The organism is Streptomyces sp. NPDC093065 (genome assembly GCF_044754585.1).
Lineage (GTDB): Bacteria > Actinomycetota > Actinomycetes > Streptomycetales > Streptomycetaceae > Streptomyces.
This window is the reverse complement of record NZ_JBIVPJ010000012.1, coordinates 159,731-176,526: the sequence shown is the minus strand read 5'-3', so window position 1 is coordinate 176,526 and position 16,796 is coordinate 159,731. Positions and strand designations below refer to the sequence as shown.

Sequence of the window (16,796 nt, the reverse complement as noted above, 5' to 3'; positions counted from 1 at the left end):
CAAAGGTCCAGGTCAGAACGGATTGTCAGTGGCATACCTCACGATGGGCACATACGGCACCTCCTGCCAGGACGTGCCGTCACGGAGACGACAGGAGGATCGTCATGGCCCACTCGTCCGCAGCCGCCGCCCGGCGGCGCCGCGCAGCCGGCCCTGCACCCTCACTGACCGGACCGGCGAGCGACGTGCACCCCGTGCTCCGCCGGACAACGGCCCCGCCCGCCGCCCTCGACCTGCTCGCCCAGGCCCGGGCCGGACTGGAGGAGGCCGCCGTCCTCGAAACGCCGAACGAGCGGTACGCGACGGCCCATCTGGCCGCCCTGCGCACCGCGGCCGCGGTGCTGGCCGCGCGCGGCCGCCCGGAGACCAGCCCGCGGGCCAGGGCCCGTATCCGCAGCGCCTGGGAGGTGCTGCCCGAGATCGCCCCCGAGCTGTCCGACTGGAGCGCGCTGTTCGCCTCCGGCGCACGCCGCCGGGCGCGGGCCGAGGCGGGCATCCAGGGCGCGGCGGGCCGCCGGGACGCCGACGACCTGATACGCGACGTGGCGATGTTCCTGCGCCTGGTGGAGCGGATGCTGGTCCTCCAGCCGGTCCTGCCCCAGCCGCGCCCCGACACGGACCCACCGGGACCGGAGCACCCCCGCCGCCCCGACTCGGGTCACCCGGGCCGGGACCTGCCGGACGCGGGGTGAGCGGGCGGTGAGCGGGTGACCGGCGGGCGCGGCGTAGGCAATAGGGTGGGAGACGCCTGAAGCCTCCCCCTCCCCGCACCGGGCGGGGGTGGCAGCCCGTTCGCTCCGCCCGTGTCCGGGGCGGTGCCGCGCCGAGGAGTCAACTGCCGTGTCGGACCCGATGCGCCCGCCCGCCTCCCATCCCCGACCGCAGACGGCGTCGTCGCGCTCCGAGCCCTCCCGTTCCCGGGCGGCCCTTCGTACCGCCGTGGTCTGGGACGTCCTCCAGGACGCCCTGGACCGCCGGGTCAAGGCCACGGGCCGGCAGACGCTGGACGTCCTCGACACCGGCGGCGGCAGCGGCAACTTCGCGGTGCCCGTGGCCGGCCTCGGTCACCGCGTCACCGTCGTCGACCCGAGCCCCAACGCCCTGTTCGCCCTCGAGCGCCGCGCCGCCGAGGCCGGCGTCGCCGACCGGGTGCGAGGCGTCCAGGGAGACGCCCGCGGCCTCTTCGACGTGGTCGAGCGCGGCGGCTACGACGCCGTGCTGTGCCACGGCGTCCTGGAGTACGTCGACGACCCCGCGGAGGGCGTCCGCAACGCGGTGGCGGCCCTGCGCGGCGACGGCGTCCTCAGCCTGCTCGCCGCGGGCCTGGGCGGTGCCGTGCTCGCGCGTGCGCTCGCCGGCCACTTCACCGAGGCCCGTCAGGCGCTGGCCGACCCGGACGGCCGCTGGGGCACGGGCGACCCCGTGCCGCGCCGGTTCACCGCCGAACAGCTCACCGGGCTGGTCGAGGCCGCCGGGCTCCGGATCGGCGCCGTGCACGGCGTACGGGTCTTCGCCGATCTCGTCCCCGGCGTGCTGGTGGACACCGAGCCGGGCGCCATGGAGGCGCTGCTGAAGCTGGAGGCCGCGGCGGCCGAACTCGCCGCGTTCCACTCCGTGGCCACCCAGCTCCACGTGCTCGGTGAGACGCGAGGCACCGACGAGGCCTGAGTGCCCGGCGGGGTACGGCGCTGATCAGGGGCGCGACTGCAGATGGAGTACGCCACAGGCCCCCCGAACGGGGGGCACTCGCCGTATGATCGAGGGAGACGGCCCGGCATGACGGGTCGGCCGCTGGGGAATGGGAACTTCAGCGAGCCGGCACGGCCATGACGGAGTCCGGTTGGTCAATTGGCGCAGAGGGGCGGGTTTCACGGGGGCGATTCCCTGCCTATCCTGAAGGGACCCCCCGGGTCGCCCCGGCGACTGCACGATGAGGAGGACTCCGTGCCGCTCTCGGAGCACGAGCAGCGCATGCTCGAGCAGATGGAGCGAGCGCTGTACGCCGAAGATCCCAAGTTCGCGACAGCGCTCGAGGGAAGCGGGCTGCGTACGTACACCCGGCGACGGGTCTACCAGGCGGTCGCGGGCTTCCTCGTAGGTATTGCGCTCCTCATGGCCGGTATGGTCGCCCAGCAGGTGTGGCTCAGTGTGGTGGGCTTCCTGGTCATGCTGGGCTGCGCGGTTCTCGCCGTGACCGGCTGGCGCAAGGCCCCCAAGCCGGGCGAGCAGCAGGCGGCCGGTGCCGGTCCGCAGGCGGCCCGCCGCCAGGGACGACAGAAACGCTCCATGATGGACCGTATCGACGAGCGTTGGCAGCGTCGCAGAGACGAGCAGCAGGGCGGTCAGTAGCGACCGAGCCACCGCTCACCAGGACATCCGCGTGAGGGGGGTGACCACCGTCCGGGTGGTCACCCCCCTCACGCGTGCCCATGAGCATCCGGGGCCGTCCCCGGCCCCGTCCATGGCCGTGGACGCCCGGGTGGGCGCCGGCCCCCGCAGGGCGGCGCCCACCCTGTTCAGCCCTGCTGGTCCGACGTCTTGCGCCACACCGGACGGGCCGCCGCGGCCCGTCGCTTCACGGCCGTCCACCGGGCGGAGGCCGCCCAGGCCACCCGTACGGCCGAACGCGGGGCGAGCAGTGCGCGCGACCGCGTGCCGCGACCGGCCGTGGCCCGTAGACCGGCGGTGGCCAGCCGCACGTCCTCCGTCAGCCCGGCCGTCAGGCGCGGACGGGGCGCGTAGAGGACCTGCTCCACGGCGTCCGCCACCCGGTGCACCGCCGCGGCGGCCGGCGCATCGAGCCGGCCCAGCCGGACGACGCGGGCCGCCGCCTTGCGCGTGGTCTGCGACTCCTCCGGCAGGATCCCCAGGTCCCACGCCGTGTCGGTCAGCTCCTGCCAGACCGCGAGGGTGTGCGGGCCGGCGTCCGCCTCACCGCGGCCGTGCGCCCCGAGCCGCAACGCCCTGACGCGCAGCCGCCACAGCATCGGCGCCAGCGGGACCAGCAGCACGACGAGCCCGGCCAGGGCCCAGGCCAGCAGCGCGTACCACTTCGGTCCGTCGCCGCCGGTGACGGGCACGGCCACCGCGGACTCGCTGGCGCAGGCGTCCAGCTTCTTGTCCTGCGGGGAGCAGGTGTCGCTCTCCGAGGGCGCCGCCGACGGCTCCGTCTGGGTGTTGCGCGACGGCAGGGCCGGGTCGGGCACCGAGCTGCCCGGCCGGTCGGTGATGGTGTACGACGGGGTCGAGCCACGCGTCGGGGTCGGCTCGAAGCGGGTCCAGCCCACGCCCTCGAAGTACACCTCGGGCCACGCGTGCGCGTCCCGCAGCCCCACCGATACCGAGCCGTCCGCCTGCGGGGAGCCGGGCGCGAAGCCCACCGCGACCCTGGCCGGGATGCCCAGGGAGCGGGCCATCGCCGCCATGGCGAAGGAGAAGTGGACGCAGAAGCCCTCCTTCTGCTTCAGGAACCGGGCGATCGCCTCCGAGCCGCTGCCGATGTCGACCTGGGCGTCGTACTCGAAGCCGCCGTTGATCGCGAAGTACTCCTGGAGCTTGACGGCCTGCTCGTAGGGGTTCGAGGCACCGGCGGTCACCTCGCGGGCGGTCCGGGAGACCACCTCGGGCAGCGAGTCCGGCAGCTCCGTGTACTCGCGCCTGAGCGCCTCCGGCGCCGGTGGCGCCGAGGCGAGCTGCTGCGCGGTCGGCTGCAGACTCAGGCTGCGCACCTCGTACGTCAGCCCGCGGGTGTTCTGGCCGTGGTCACCGACCAGGGTCATGCCGACCGGCTCGTAGCGCCAGTTGCCCGCGACGCGTACGCCGCTGGGCGGGTACGGCATCGGCAGCCAGTCCTGGGCGAACCCGTCCGCCGCCGAGATCAGGGTCCGGAACTCCGTGCGCCTGATCTCGGGGCCTAGGCCGGCCGGGGTGGGGAACGTGCCGTCCGGCACGGCCGTGATGTGCCGCTTGGACGGCTTCCAGGTGGTGCCGTCGAAGTCGTCCAGGGAGACGATGCGCAGGTACAGGTCGGCCAGGTTCTCGGAGTCGGTCTGGAGGGAGAGGACCTCGCGGTCCTCGTTCATGTTGAGGTTGTCCCGCAGCGAGACCAGCGGGTTGACCGCGGAGATCGTGCCGCCGCCCCCGGTCCCGGAACCCACGCCGCCGCGGGCGCCGTCCAGCAGCCCGCCGTCCATCGCGGGCAGGGCGAGCGGCACCACCAGGGCGATGCCCAGCGCGAAGGCGCCGATGCGCCGTCCGGTGCGCACCGGGGCCAGCGCGCGCCCCTGGTCCGTGCCCGGCGCGCGCGACGAGCCGCCGAAGACCCGGCCCCACTGCGAGAGCCGGTCACGCCCCTCGGCCAGCAGCAGCATCAGATAGCCGGCCGCGGCGACCAGGAACCAGAGCCAGTCGGCGCCGCCCTCGGAGAGCCCCGCGGCCACCGAGTAGAGCGCGAGCAGCGGCAGGCCGGCCGGAGCGGCGCTGCGGAAGGACACCGCGAGGGTGTCCACCAGCAGCCCGATCACCAGGACGCCGCCGACGAGCATCAGCCGGATGCCGTCGGACTCCAACGGCGCCGGGATCGCGTACCTGGCTATGTCGTCGCCACCCTGCTGAAGCAGATCGGCGAAGTGCTGGAAGGCCCGCGGGCCGGGGACGAGCCCGGCGATCGCCTGCTCCCGGGCGAAGACCAGAGTGAGCAGCAACAGCGTGACCACGGCCTGGGCGGCGATGGTCAGCGGCCGTGCCAGCGGCACCCGCCGGGCCACCGCGCCCACCCCGGACTGCACCGCCAGCAGGACCGCCGCCTGCAGGATCCACGTGGCCGGGTCGACCAACGGCAACAACGCACAGGCCGTCATCAACGTGGCCGCCCACGCACACAACGCCAACCGCGCCCGCCCGCTCATCGCGTCGCTCCCCGGCCGGTGGCCGTGAGGGCGGGCGGGTACTGACCGGCCCCACCCGGCCGCCCCCGCGGCCCGCCGTCCGGGTGCGCCGCGATTCGTGCCTGCCCGCTCATCGAGTTGCCTCCTGCCCGGTGGCCGTGGTGGCGGGACGGCCCCGCACGGTGCCGCCGGGCCGCCGCCGTGGCATGGGCGCCGTGCCGGACGCGTGAGCCATGAGCCGTGCCCGGCCGCCCGGCCCGGCGTCCGGGGCCCGCCCGGTCGGTGGCCCGGAGTACGCCGGCCGCGCCCGCCCGCTCATCGCGTCGCCTTTCCGCCGGTCGGGGTCGTGAGGGTGGTGCGTTCGTGGTCGGCCGTGCGCCACAGCTCCTCGACCGTGGCGCCCCGCGGGACCGTCACGGCGCTCCAGCCCGACTCGCGCAGCATGCGCAGCCGTTCCCCGCTCCGGTCCGACGGGCCGGGCACGTCGGTCGGTTCCCGGGACCAGGCCCCGCTGTCCAGGACGAAGGCGAGGGCGCCGCCGCTGCGCTGCCGCATCTTCGCGGCCACCGCGGCCTGCTCCTCGTCCAGGTCGCCGAAGAACGCCACCAGCAGCCCCTCGTTCCCGCCGCGCAGCGTGTCGTACGCCGAGGACAGACCCGTGCCGTCGGAGTGGTCGATCACCGCGAGGGTGTCCAGCATCAGGCCGGCCGCGTCGGCCGAGGCCTGCCCGGCCCCCGCGAAGCCGTCGGCGCCCTCGCCCGGCACCGAGTCGCCGGTGTCGGTGAGCAGCCGGACCGAGAAGCCCCGCTCCAGCATGTGCACCAGCACGGACGCCGCGCCCGACACCGCCCACTCGAAGGCCGAGTCGGGGCCGGTGCCGTCGAAGGCCACGACCCGGGTGTCCAGGAGCACCGTGCAGCGGGCCCGCTGCGGCTGCTCCTCGCGGCGCACCATCAGCTCGCCGTAGCGCGCGGTGGAGCGCCAGTGCACGCGGCGCAGGTCGTCGCCGTACCGGTACCCGCGCGGGATCACGTCGTCGTCGCCGGCCAGGGCGAGCGAGCGCTGCCGGCCCTCGCCGTACCCCTTCGCCTCCCCGCTCAGCCGCACCGGCGGCAGCGCCTCCACACGCGGGATCACGGTCAGGGTGTCGTACGCCGAGAAGGAGCGGGTCAGCTCGCACAGGCCGAACGGGTCGGTCAGGCGCAGCTGCAGCGGACCCAGCGGGTAGCGGCCGCGCAGGTCGGAACGGACCCGGTAGGACACCTCGCGGCGGCCGCCCGGCTCGACCCGGTCGAGGACGAAGCGGGGCCGCGGGCCGAGCACGTAGGGCACCCGGTCCTGGAGCATCAGCAGACCCGTGGGCAGCCGGGAGACGTTGTCGACGCGCAGATGGACCCGGGCCTCACTGCCCGCGGGCACCCGGCCGGGGGAGAGCCGGCGACTGCCCGCGACCCGGTAGCGCGTGCGGTAGAGCACGGCCGCGCAGACCAGGGGCAGCACGCCCAGGAGCAGCCCGACGCGCAGCAGATCGCTCTGCCCGAGGACATAGGCGCAGACCGCGGCCGCGATGCCGGCGGCCAGGAAGGAGCGCCCGCGGGTGGTCAGACCGGCCAGGGCGGTCCGGATGCCACCGCCCTCACCCCGGTCCGTCCCGGCCCCGGCCGTCCCCCCGGCGTCCATCACAGCCTCCGCGGCGGCTGCTGACCGTACGCCGACGTGCCGCGGCCCATGCCGAGGCCCGTCTGCTGCTGAGGTTCCGCGGGCACCGGGGTGCGCTGCAGGATCTCCTGGACGACCTGCTCGGCGGTGCGCCGGTTGAGCTGGGCCTGCGCGGTCGGCAGCAGCCGGTGGGCCAGGACGGCGACCGCGAGGGCCTGGACGTCGTCCGGCAGCGCGTAGTCCCGGCCGCTCAGGGCGGCGGACGCCTTCGCCGCGCGCAGCAGATGCAGCGTGGCACGCGGCGAGGCGCCGAGTCTGAGGTCCGGGTGGACCCGGGTCGCGGCGACCAGCTCCACCGCGTACCGCCGGATCGGATCCGCCACGTGGACGCCGCGGACCGCCTCGATCAGCTTCAGGATGTCGTGCGCGTGCGCCACCGGCTGCAGATCGTCCAGCGGGCTGGCCCCGCCGTGCACGTCCAGCATCCGCAACTCGGCGTCGGGACTCGGATAACCGATGGAGACCCGGGCCATGAAGCGGTCCCGCTGGGCCTCCGGCAGCGGATAGGTGCCCTCCATCTCGACCGGGTTCTGCGTCGCCACCACCATGAAGGGGCTGGGCAGCTCGTAGGTCTGGCCGTCGATGGTGACCTGGCGCTCCTCCATCGACTCGAGCAGGGCCGACTGCGTCTTCGGCGACGCGCGGTTGATCTCGTCGCCGATCACCACCTGCGCGAAGATCGCGCCCGGTTTGAACTCGAAGTCCCGGCGCTGCTGGTCCCAGATGGACACCCCGGTGATGTCCGAGGGCAGCAGGTCCGGCGTGAACTGGATGCGGCGGACCGAACAGTCGATGGACCGCGCCAGGGCCTTGGCCAGCATCGTCTTGCCGACACCCGGGACGTCCTCGATCAGCAGGTGTCCCTCGGCCAGCAGCACGGTCAGCGAGAGCCGTACGACCTCGGGCTTGCCCTCGATCACGTCCTCCACCGAACCGCGGACCCGCTCGACCACGGCGGTCAGATCTTCCCCCACGCTCCCGTACGCGCGCGCGGCGGCGCCCCCATGGCTCGCCTGGTCGTCATAGGTCGTCACCCGGCCCTCCTCGGCCTTTCCCCGCACTCCCTGAGGAATGGAGGTACCCCAACTTGCCGGGCCGGCCCCACTGTGCGGACCGGCCCACCCCGAATCACGGACGCCGCCCGGAAAAAGTTCCGTGCGACACCACTTCCCGCATTCTTGCCGCCGTTACCGATTCGTGTCACTGCCTGTGGACAACTGGCCGCGACATGTCGGCCCTTGCGGCACTCACGGCCCGTAGGGCCTCGGCGGCGGCGCCTGCCCGGCGGGATCGTCGGGGGCGTGCCGCCCGGTCAGGCGGGGTCGACCTCGCGCAGCAGGCCCGTCTTCACGTCGAAGACGAAACCGCGCACATCCTCGGTGTGCAGCAGGAACGGCGAGGTGCGCACCCGCTCGATCGACTGCCGCACGTCCTGGTCGGCGTCCCGGAAGGCCTCCACCGCCCACGCGGGGCGCTGACCGACCTCCAGTTCCAGATCGTGCCGGAACTCCTCGGTGATGGACTCCATGCCGCAGTTGGTGTGGTGGATGAGGGCCACGCTGCGGGTGCCGAGCGCCCGCTGGCTGATCGTCAGGGAGCGGATCACATCGTCGGTGACCACACCGCCCGCGTTGCGGATCGTGTGACAGTCGCCGAGCTTCAGGCCGAGCGCGGCGTGCAGGTCGAGGCGGGCGTCCATGCAGGCCACGACCGCGACGCGCTGGACGGGGCGGGCGTCCATCCCGGGGTCGTCGAACGCCGAGGCATAGCGTCCGTTCGCTTCGACGAGCCGGTCGGTGACGGTGTGGTCGGCCACGGTGGCGGATTCGGGGCCTGCGGGTACCGATGCAGAAGTCGTCATATCCATGACGTTACTGGCCGTCCGGGCCGGTGGCCCGCTGTGAAGCGGGACAAAGAACGTCATCGAGGCCTGTTGTGAGCCAACCCACAGGGCGGTGCAAAGGCGGCCGTATGAGTGAAAAGCCGTGCGATGCCGGTTTGCGGACGCCGGCGACCGCGACGCGCAGGCCGGTTGATTGACCGGGCGACACGGTGGACTAAAGTGACGCGAAGCGGGAGGCGAGGTTCTCCCTGCTGGACTGAATTCCCCGGAGACCTGGACGACGTCCCGCCAGATCTCCCCACGTGCGCGGCGCGTACGTACGGCTCGGCCTCCTCCCGCTCCCGGCCGGCCGACGCTTTTGGCGCCGGCAGGCCTTCCCCTTCGGACGCGAGCGGGAGGGGACCCGGCGGTGCGTGACGTCGCGCCGGATCTGAGAGGCCGCCCCACTTGAGCCAGAGTCGACACGTCCCGGTGATGCTCCAGCGGTGTCTGGACCTGCTGGCGCCCGCCCTCAAGGAGCCGGGAGCCGTGGTCGTCGACTGCACGCTGGGACTCGGCGGGCACAGCGAGGCGCTCCTCGAACGCTTCCCCGAGGCCCGGCTCGTGGCGCTCGACCGCGACAAGGAGGCCCTGCGCCTGTCCGGCGAGCGGCTCGCCCCGCACGGCGAGCGCGCCACCCTCGTGCACGCCGTCTACGACGAGCTGCCCGACGTACTCGACCGGCTCGGCGTCCCCCGCGTCCAGGGCGTGCTGTTCGACCTCGGCGTCTCCTCCATGCAGCTCGACGAGGCCGGCCGCGGCTTCGCCTACGCCCAGGACGCCCCGCTCGACATGCGGATGGACCAGAGCACCGGCATGAGCGCCGCCGAGGTCCTCAACACCTATCCGCCCGGCGAACTCGTCCGCATCCTGCGGGCGTACGGCGAGGAGAAGCAGGCCAAGCGGATCGTGTCCGCCGTCGTGCGCGAGCGCGAGAAGGAGCCGTTCACCAACAGCGCCCGCCTCGTCGAGCTGATCCGCGCGGCACTGCCCCAGGCCGCCAAGCGCACCGGCGGCAACCCGGCCAAGCGCACCTTCCAGGCCCTGCGCATCGAGGTCAACGGCGAACTGCCGGTGCTCGAGCGGGCGATCCCGGCGGCCGTGGAGGCGCTCGCGGTCGGCGGGCGGATCGCCGTGCTGTCGTACCACTCGCTGGAGGACCGGCTGGTCAAGCAGGTGTTCGCGGGCGGCGCCGCCAACACCGCGCCGCCCGGTCTGCCCGTTGTCCCCGAACGCTACGCGCCGCGCCTCAAGCTGCTGACGCGCGGTGCCGAACTTCCCACCGAGGAGGAGATCGCCGAGAACCGGCGGGCGGCACCGGCACGGCTGCGCGGTGCCGAGCGCATCAGGGAGTCCCTCGGGTGAAGGGAGTCCCTCGGGCGGACCGAGCGAGGCAGGCCGGGCACGGCGGCGGACGACACCCCCTGGGGGAGGGCGAGTGAGCAGGAATCCCGAGCTGAAGGGCAGGGCGGCCCGCCTCGCCCGGCTCCTGCCCACGAACAGCGCCCGCGGCCAGGCGGCCCGGGCCCCCTTCGTCCTCCTGGTCGTGGTCCTCCTCGGCGGTGGCCTCATCGGGCTCCTGGTGCTCAACTCCGCCCTCAGCGAAGGCTCCTTCCAGCTGGACGACCTGAAGCAGCAGACCAAGGAGCTGACCGACGAGGAGCAGGCGCTCCAGCGGGACATCGACGCCTACTCCGCCCCCCGGGCCCTCCAGCGCCGCGCCCGCGAACTGGGCATGGTGCCCGGCGGCGACCCCGCCTTCCTCGATCCCGACGGGAAGGTCAAGGGCTCGCCCAGCCCCGCGCCCGCCGCGGCCACCCCGCTCGTGCTCGCCCCCGAGGCGCTGACCGCGACGTCCGGCAGCCCGTCCGCGGCCACCCCGTCCCCCTACGCCGAACCGTCCGCCCCGTCCCCCACGTCCACCACCACGGGCACGGCCGCCACCCCCACCACGGCGGCGACGCCCACCCCGACCCCGACTCCCGGCAGGTGACGGAAGTGTCCGACAGGGAACCGCCGCGGCGCCGTGTGCCCGGACCCGCCAGGCCCGCCCGCCCCGGCGGCGGGCGCCGCCCCGGCCCCGGCGCCCGGCCGGCCCGCAGGCCCGGACCGCCCCGGCCGGCGCCCCGCGCCTTCCGGCTGGGCAGCCCGCGCCCCCGTCTGCGCATGATCGGCCTCGCGCTGACGCTCGTGCTGGCCGCGTTCGTCGTACGGCTCCTCCAGGTGCAGGCCGTCGACGCCGGCACGTACTCCGCGAAGGCCGAGCAGAACCGCTACGTGGTGCACACCCTGCCCGCCGAGCGCGGCGGCATCACCGACCGCAACGGCGTCGCCCTCGCGAGCACCGTGGACTCCTACGACATCACCGCCGACCCCACGATGTTCACCCGCGAACAGCTCAAGGTCGACGACGGGCCCGAGCAGGCGGCGGCGCTGCTCGCGCCCATCCTCGGCCAGGACCAGCAGCATCTGGCCGAGGTGCTGCGCCCGAAGAACAGGAAACTGCGCTACGTCCGTCTCGCGCGCCGGCAGACGCCCCAGGTCTGGAACCAGATCAAGGACCTGAAGACCGCGCTCACCACCAAGGCGGAGACCGACAAGTCCGCGGTCAACGTGCTCGCCGGCGTCTTCGCCGACCCCAGCAGCAAACGCGTGTACCCGGGCGGCGACCTCGCCGCCGGCGTCCTCGGCTGGGTCGGCGCCGACGGCAAGGGCGGCGGCGGCCTGGAGCGCAAGCTGGACAAGACGCTGGCCGGCGAGGACGGCAAGATCCGCTACGCGCAGTCCGGCGGGCGGCAGGTGCCCACGGCCGGGTCCACCGAGACGCCCGCCGTGCCCGGCAGCGACGTCGAGCTGACCATCGACCGCGACATCCAGTGGGCCGCGCAGCACGCCATCGGCGAGCAGGTGGAGAAGTCCAAGGCGGACGGCGGCTACGTCATCGTCCAGGACACCGCCACCGGCGAGATCCTCGCCATGGCCAACGCGCCGAGCTTCGACCCCGGCGACCTCGCCCACGCCGACCCCGACGCGCTCGGCAACGCCGCACTCCAGGACGCCTTCGAACCGGGCTCCACCGCCAAGGTGCTCTCGATGGCGGCCGTACTGGAGGAGAACGCCGCCACCCCCGGCACCCACATCACCGTCCCCAACCGGCTCAAGCGCGGCGACCGGCTCTTCAAGGACGACATCGACCACCCGACCTGGTACCTCACGCTCAACGGCGTGCTCGCCAAGTCCAGCAACATCGGCACCATCATGGCCACCGGCGAACTGGGCAAGACCCAGGCCGAGGCCAACAAGGTGCTCTACTCCTACCTGCGCAAGTTCGGCCTCGGCGGCTACAGCGGGCTCGGCTTCCCCGGCGAGACCAAGGGCATCCTCGCGCCGCCCGGCCAGTGGTCGACCTCGCAGCAGTACACGATTCCTTTCGGCCAGGGCGTCTCCGTGAACGCGCTCCAGGCGGCCTCCATCTACTCGACCATCGCCAACGGCGGCGTCCGGATCGAACCCACGCTCGTACGGGGCACCAAGGGTGCCGACGGACGCTTCACCCCGGCCCCGGAGCCCGAGAAGACCCGTGTAACCAGCGAGAAGACCGCGAAGACCCTCGCACAGATGCTGGAGTCCGTCGTCGACGACGAGGAGGGCACCGGCACCAAGGCCCGCATCCCCGGCTACCGGGTGGCGGGCAAGACGGGCACGGCCAACCGGGTGGATCCGGCCACCGGCAAGTACCACGGCTACACCTCGTCCTTCGCCGGGTTCGCGCCCGCCGACAAGCCCCGCGTCACCGTCTACTGCGCCATCCAGAACGCCACCGAGGGCAGCTACTTCGGCGGCCAGATCTGCGGTCCCATCTACAAGCAGGTCATGGAGTTCGCCCTGAAGACCCTCCAGGTGCCGCCGACCGGGGCCGATCCCGCGAGGCTCCCGGTGACCTTCAAGCCCTGAGCAGCACCGCCCCCACAGACACCGAGCCCGTACCGAGCCAGCGCCGTTTCAGTACCGAGCCACCAGGAACCACCCGTGACAACGATCACCCCCGACCCCGGGAACCAGTCCAGCCCTCCCACCTCGCCCACCCGTCTCCCCCCACCGCCCTTGCCGGACCGCGCTGCGCGCGGAGCCCTCTTTGGCCCCCAGGCGGGTACTCCCGGTACGCTCACCGCCGTGCCACACCCTGATCACTCCCAAACCACCCAGAAGGGCCACCCCGTGACATATCCGGGACCGCCCCGGCCGGTGCGGATCTCCGCCACCCCCCTCGCGGAACTCGCCGATCAGCTGGGTGCCGCCGCTCCGGACGGCTCCGCCGAGGTCACGGGCATCACCCACGACTCGCGCGCCGTCCGCCCCGGCGACCTGTACGCAGCACTGCCCGGAGCCCGCGCCCACGGCGCCGACTTCGTCACCCAGGCCGCCGGTCTCGGCGCCGCCGCCGTGCTGACCGACCCGGCCGGCGCGGAGCGCGTCGCCGCCACCGGGCTGCCGGCGCTCGTCGTCGACGACCCGCGCGCGCGGATGGGCGAACTGGCGGCCACGATCTACGGCCACCCCGGCCGCGACCTCCTCCAGTTCGGCATCACCGGCACCTCCGGCAAGACCACCACCGCGTACCTCGTCGAGGGCGGTCTGCGCACGGCGAAGTCCACCGGTCTGATCGGCACCGTCGAGATGCGCATCGGTGACGAGCGCATCAAGTCGGAGCGGACCACGCCCGAGGCCACCGACCTCCAGGCCCTGTTCGCGGTGATGCGCGAGCGCGGCACCGAGGCGGTCGCCATGGAGGTCTCCAGCCACGCCCTGGTCCTCGGCCGCGTCGACGCGTGCGTCTTCGACATCGCGGTCTTCACCAACCTCAGCCCGGAGCACATGGAGTTCCACTCCGGGATGGAGGACTACTTCCAGGCCAAGGCGCAGCTCTTCACCCCCGGGCGCAGCAAACTCGGCGTGGTCAACGTCGACGACGAGTACGGGCGCCGCCTCGCGGGCGAGGCCACCGTCCCGGTCGTCACCTACTCCGCCGAGGGCCACCCGGACGCCGACTGGCGCGCCGACGAGGTCGAGGTCGGCCCGCTGGACTCCACGTTCACCGTCCTCGGGCCCAAGGGCGAGCGGATCGCCGCCAAGTCGCCGCTGGCCGGGCCGTTCAACGTGGCGAACACCCTCGCCGCGATCGTCGCCCTCGCCGCCGCCGGGCTCGACCCGCAGGCCGCCGCCGACGGCGTCGCCGCCGTACCGGGTGTACCGGGCCGCCTGGAGCGCGTGGACGAGGGCCAGCCGTACTTCGCGGTGGTCGACTACGCCCACAAGACCGACGCCGTCGAGTCCGTCCTGCGGGCCCTGCGCAAGGTCACCGAGGGCAAGCTGCACGCCGTGCTCGGCTGCGGCGGCGACCGGGACACCTCCAAGCGGGAGCCGATGGGCGCCGCCGTGGCCCGGTTCGCCGACACCGCCGTACTGACCTCCGACAACCCCCGCTCCGAGGACCCCCTCGCGATCCTCGCCACCATGCTCCAGGGCGCGGCGACCGTGCCCGCGCACGAGCGCGGCGAGGTGCAGGTCTTCGAGGACCGGGCCGCCGCGATCGCCGCCGCCGTCGCCCGGGCCGAGCCCGGCGACACCGTCGTGGTGGCCGGCAAGGGCCACGAGCAGGGCCAGGACATCGCCGGGGTCGTCCGTCCCTTCGACGACCGTCAGGTGCTGCGCGAAGCCATCAAGAAGACCCAGGGATGAGACAGGGATGAGATCCCGAATGATCCAGCCGATCCTGATCCCGATGCAGGGGACGAACTTGTGATCACCCTCTCACTCGCCGAGATCGCAGAAGTCGTCGGCGGGCGGATGCACGACATACCGGACGCGTCCGCCGAGGTCACCGGGCCGGTCGTCCGGGACTCGCGGGAAGCGGGGCCCGGCAGCCTCTTCGTGGCCTTCGTCGGCGAGCGGGTGGACGGCCACGACTTCGCCGCGCAGGTCGTCGAAGCGGGTGCGGTGGCCGTCCTCGGCTCCCGCCCCGTCGGCGTGCCCGCGATCGTCGTCGAGGACGTCCAGGCCGCCCTGGGCGCTCTCGCCCGGCACGTCGTGCGGCGCCTGGGCACCACCCTCGTGGCCCTCACCGGGTCGGCCGGCAAGACCAGCACCAAGGACCTGATCGCCCAGGTACTGCGCCGCAAGGCGCCCACGGTCTTCACGCCCGGCTCCATGAACAACGAGGTCGGACTGCCGCTCACCGCGCTCACCGCCACCGACGAGACGAAGTTCCTCGTCCTGGAGATGGGCGCCCGCGGCATCGGTCACATCCGGTACCTGTGCGAGCTGACCCCGCCGAAGGTCGGCCTCGTCCTGAACGTCGGCTCCGCGCACATCGGCGAGTTCGGCGGCCGGGAGCAGATCGCCCAGGCCAAGGGCGAGCTCGTCGAGGCGCTGCCGCCGGCCGAGGAGGGCGGCACCGCGGTCCTCAACGCGGACGACCCCCTCGTACGGGCCATGGCCTCCCGAACGAAGGCGAAGGTGATCCTTTTCGGAGAGTCCGGCGAAGCGGACGTCTCTGCCGAGAACGTGCGACTCACGGACACCGGACAGCCTTCCTTCAGCCTTCACACACCCTCCGGTGCAAGCGATGTGACCATGCGCCTGTACGGTGAGCACCACGTGTCGAACGCGCTCGCCGCGGCCGCCGTCGCCCACGAGTTGGGCATGTCCGCAGACGAGATCGCCACCGCGCTCTCCGAGGCGGGCTCCCTCTCCCGCTGGCGGATGGAGGTCACCGAGCGCCCGGACGGCGTGACGGTCGTCAACGACGCCTACAACGCGAACCCCGAGTCCATGAAGGCCGCGCTGCGCGCGCTGGTGGCCATGAGCAAGGGGCGTCGCACGTGGGCGGTGCTCGGCAAGATGGCCGAGCTCGGGGACGAGGCGCTCGCCGAGCACGACGCGGTCGGACGGCTCGCCGTCCGGCTCAATGTCGGCAAGCTCGTCGCGGTCGGGGGCAGGGAAGCCCGATGGCTGCAACTGGGCGCATATAACGAGGGTTCGTGGGGTGAGGAGTCGGTGCACGTGTCCGACGCACAGGCGGCGGTCGACCTGTTGCGCAGCGAGTTGCGCCCGGGGGACGTCGTGCTCGTGAAGGCGTCCCGTTCGGTGGGCCTGGAGAGCGTCGCCTCGGCGCTGCTCGAGACCGGCGCCGAGGGTGAGGTTGCCGCCCGATGATGAAGCAGATCCTGTTCGCAGGAGTCATTGGCCTCTTCCTGACGCTGGTCGGCACCCCGCTGCTGATCAAGCTCCTGGCCCGCAAGGGCTACGGCCAGTACATCCGCGACGACGGACCGCGCGAGCACGCCAGCAAGCGCGGTACGCCGACCATGGGCGGTATCGCCTTCATCCTGGCGACGGTCGCCGCGTACTTCCTCGCCAAGGGCATCACCGGCTACCTGGACCCCGACATCGACGCGGGGCCGACCTTCTCCGGTCTGCTGGTGCTGGGCCTGATGGTGGGCATGGGCCTGGTCGGCTTCCTCGACGACTACATCAAGATCGTCAAGCGGCGCTCGCTGGGCCTGCGGGCCAGGGCGAAGATGATCGGCCAGCTGACCGTCGGCATCGCCTTCGCCGTGCTCGCGCTGCAGTTCGCGGACAACCGGGGCAACACCCCGGCGTCCACGAAGCTGTCGTTCATCACCGACTTCGGCTGGACCATCGGCCCGGTGCTGTTCGTCGTCTGGGCGCTGTTCATGATCCTCGCGATGTCGAACGGCGTGAACCTCACCGACGGCCTGGACGGCCTGGCCACCGGCGCCTCCGTCCTGGTCTTCGGCGCCTACACCTTCATCGGCGTCTGGCAGTTCCAGGAGTCCTGCGCCAACGCGCTGACCCTGACCAACCCGGGGGCCTGCTACGAGGTGAGAGACCCGCTCGACCTCGCGGTGGTCGCGTCCGCGCTGATGGGCTCCTGCCTCGGCTTCCTGTGGTGGAACACCTCGCCGGCCAAGATCTTCATGGGCGACACCGGTTCGCTCGCGCTCGGCGGTGTGCTCGCGGGTCTGGCGATCTGCTCGCGCACCGAACTGCTGATGGCCATCCTCGGCGGCCTGTTCGTCCTGATCACCATGTCGGTGGTCATCCAGGTCGGCTCCTTCCGCCTCACCGGCAAGCGGGTCTTCCGGATGGCGCCACTCCAGCACCACTTCGAACTCAAAGGCTGGTCCGAAGTCCTTGTCGTGGTCCGTTTCTGGATCATCCAGGGCATCTGTGTGATCGTCGGACTCGGCCTCTTCTACGCGGGATGGGCAACGGACAAGTGACCT

At 73.0% G+C, this 16,796-nt stretch carries 13 protein-coding genes; 9 read left to right on the top strand and 4 right to left on the bottom strand.

Going from position 1 to position 16,796, the window contains the following annotated elements:
* Nucleotides 1–104: 104 nt before the first annotated feature.
* The 3 genes from ACIQFU_RS21890 to ACIQFU_RS21880 all read left to right on the top strand — a co-directional run bounded on the left by ACIQFU_RS21890 (nucleotide 105) and on the right by ACIQFU_RS21880 (nucleotide 2,349).
* Nucleotides 105–692, top strand: a complete 588-nt coding sequence (locus ACIQFU_RS21890) for an SAV_6107 family HEPN domain-containing protein (RefSeq protein ID WP_402553668.1) — start codon at nucleotides 105–107, stop codon at nucleotides 690–692.
* Nucleotides 693–840: 148 nt separating this feature from the next.
* The gene (locus ACIQFU_RS21885; protein WP_402553667.1) at nucleotides 841–1,668 is read left to right on the top strand and encodes a methyltransferase; all 828 of its coding nucleotides are present in this window, start codon (nucleotides 841–843) and stop codon (nucleotides 1,666–1,668) included.
* A gap of 276 nt (nucleotides 1,669–1,944) precedes the next feature.
* Nucleotides 1,945–2,349 (top strand): spore wall synthesis complex protein, encoded by a 405-nt coding sequence (locus ACIQFU_RS21880; protein ID WP_007448475.1) that lies wholly within the window; start codon nucleotides 1,945–1,947, stop codon nucleotides 2,347–2,349.
* Between the two features lie 167 nt (nucleotides 2,350–2,516).
* Here ACIQFU_RS21880 and ACIQFU_RS21875 read toward each other — a convergent pair whose 3' ends face one another.
* From ACIQFU_RS21875 to ACIQFU_RS21860, 4 genes are all read right to left on the bottom strand, one after another.
* A complete protein-coding gene (locus ACIQFU_RS21875; RefSeq protein WP_402553757.1) occupies nucleotides 2,517–4,859 on the bottom strand; it encodes a DUF3488 and DUF4129 domain-containing transglutaminase family protein in 2,343 nt (780 codons plus the stop codon).
* A gap of 342 nt (nucleotides 4,860–5,201) precedes the next feature.
* The gene (locus ACIQFU_RS21870) at nucleotides 5,202–6,566 is read right to left on the bottom strand and encodes a DUF58 domain-containing protein (protein WP_402553666.1); all 1,365 of its coding nucleotides are present in this window, start codon (nucleotides 6,564–6,566) and stop codon (nucleotides 5,202–5,204) included.
* Complete coding sequence (locus ACIQFU_RS21865; protein ID WP_402553664.1) at nucleotides 6,566–7,639, bottom strand: AAA family ATPase; 1,074 nt, start codon at nucleotides 7,637–7,639, stop codon at nucleotides 6,566–6,568. The genes ACIQFU_RS21870 and ACIQFU_RS21865 overlap by 1 nt, the downstream gene beginning before the upstream one ends.
* A 278-nt stretch (nucleotides 7,640–7,917) precedes the next feature.
* Nucleotides 7,918–8,466: a beta-class carbonic anhydrase gene (locus ACIQFU_RS21860; protein WP_402553662.1), complete on the bottom strand. Its 549-nt coding sequence runs from the start codon at nucleotides 8,464–8,466 to the stop codon at nucleotides 7,918–7,920.
* A gap of 429 nt (nucleotides 8,467–8,895) precedes the next feature.
* Between ACIQFU_RS21860 and rsmH the strand changes: the two genes are divergently transcribed.
* The 6 genes from rsmH (at nucleotide 8,896) to mraY (ending at nucleotide 16,793) form a co-directional block, all read left to right on the top strand.
* The gene (gene rsmH, locus ACIQFU_RS21855) at nucleotides 8,896–9,852 is read left to right on the top strand and encodes a 16S rRNA (cytosine(1402)-N(4))-methyltransferase RsmH (RefSeq protein WP_402553660.1); all 957 of its coding nucleotides are present in this window, start codon (nucleotides 8,896–8,898) and stop codon (nucleotides 9,850–9,852) included.
* 73 nt (nucleotides 9,853–9,925) lie between these two features.
* Nucleotides 9,926–10,480 carry a septum formation initiator family protein gene (locus tag ACIQFU_RS21850; RefSeq protein ID WP_402553658.1) on the top strand — a complete coding sequence of 185 codons (555 nt, stop codon included), beginning with the start codon at nucleotides 9,926–9,928 and terminating at the stop codon, nucleotides 10,478–10,480.
* Nucleotides 10,477–12,441, top strand: a complete 1,965-nt coding sequence (gene ftsI / locus ACIQFU_RS21845; protein WP_402553656.1) for a cell division protein FtsI — start codon at nucleotides 10,477–10,479, stop codon at nucleotides 12,439–12,441. The genes ACIQFU_RS21850 and ftsI overlap by 4 nt, the downstream gene beginning before the upstream one ends.
* Before the next feature lie 264 nt (nucleotides 12,442–12,705).
* The gene (locus ACIQFU_RS21840) at nucleotides 12,706–14,226 is read left to right on the top strand and encodes a UDP-N-acetylmuramoyl-L-alanyl-D-glutamate--2,6-diaminopimelate ligase (protein WP_402553654.1); all 1,521 of its coding nucleotides are present in this window, start codon (nucleotides 12,706–12,708) and stop codon (nucleotides 14,224–14,226) included.
* 60 nt (nucleotides 14,227–14,286) lie between these two features.
* Entirely contained in the window at nucleotides 14,287–15,702 is a 1,416-nt protein-coding gene (gene murF, locus ACIQFU_RS21835; protein ID WP_402553653.1) for a UDP-N-acetylmuramoyl-tripeptide--D-alanyl-D-alanine ligase, read from the top strand.
* On the top strand, nucleotides 15,702–16,793 hold the full coding sequence (gene mraY / locus ACIQFU_RS21830; RefSeq protein WP_402553756.1) for a phospho-N-acetylmuramoyl-pentapeptide-transferase: 1,092 nt from the start codon (nucleotides 15,702–15,704) through the stop codon (nucleotides 16,791–16,793). The genes murF and mraY overlap by 1 nt, the downstream gene beginning before the upstream one ends.
* Nucleotides 16,794–16,796: the final 3 nt, after the last annotated feature.

What these genes read in the sequence shown, in the direction of transcription:
- ACIQFU_RS21890 (WP_402553668.1), top strand. Translation starts at nt 105, where the DNA reads ATGGCCCACTCGTCCGCAGCCGCCGCCCGGCGGCGCCGCGCAGCCGGC.
- ACIQFU_RS21875 (WP_402553757.1), bottom strand. Translation starts at nt 4,859, where the DNA reads ATGACGGCCTGTGCGTTGTTGCCGTTGGTCGACCCGGCCACGTGGATC.
- ACIQFU_RS21870 (WP_402553666.1), bottom strand. Translation starts at nt 6,566, where the DNA reads ATGGACGCCGGGGGGACGGCCGGGGCCGGGACGGACCGGGGTGAGGGC.
- ACIQFU_RS21860 (WP_402553662.1), bottom strand. Translation starts at nt 8,466, where the DNA reads ATGACGACTTCTGCATCGGTACCCGCAGGCCCCGAATCCGCCACCGTG.
- mraY (WP_402553756.1), top strand. Translation starts at nt 15,702, where the DNA reads ATGAAGCAGATCCTGTTCGCAGGAGTCATTGGCCTCTTCCTGACGCTG.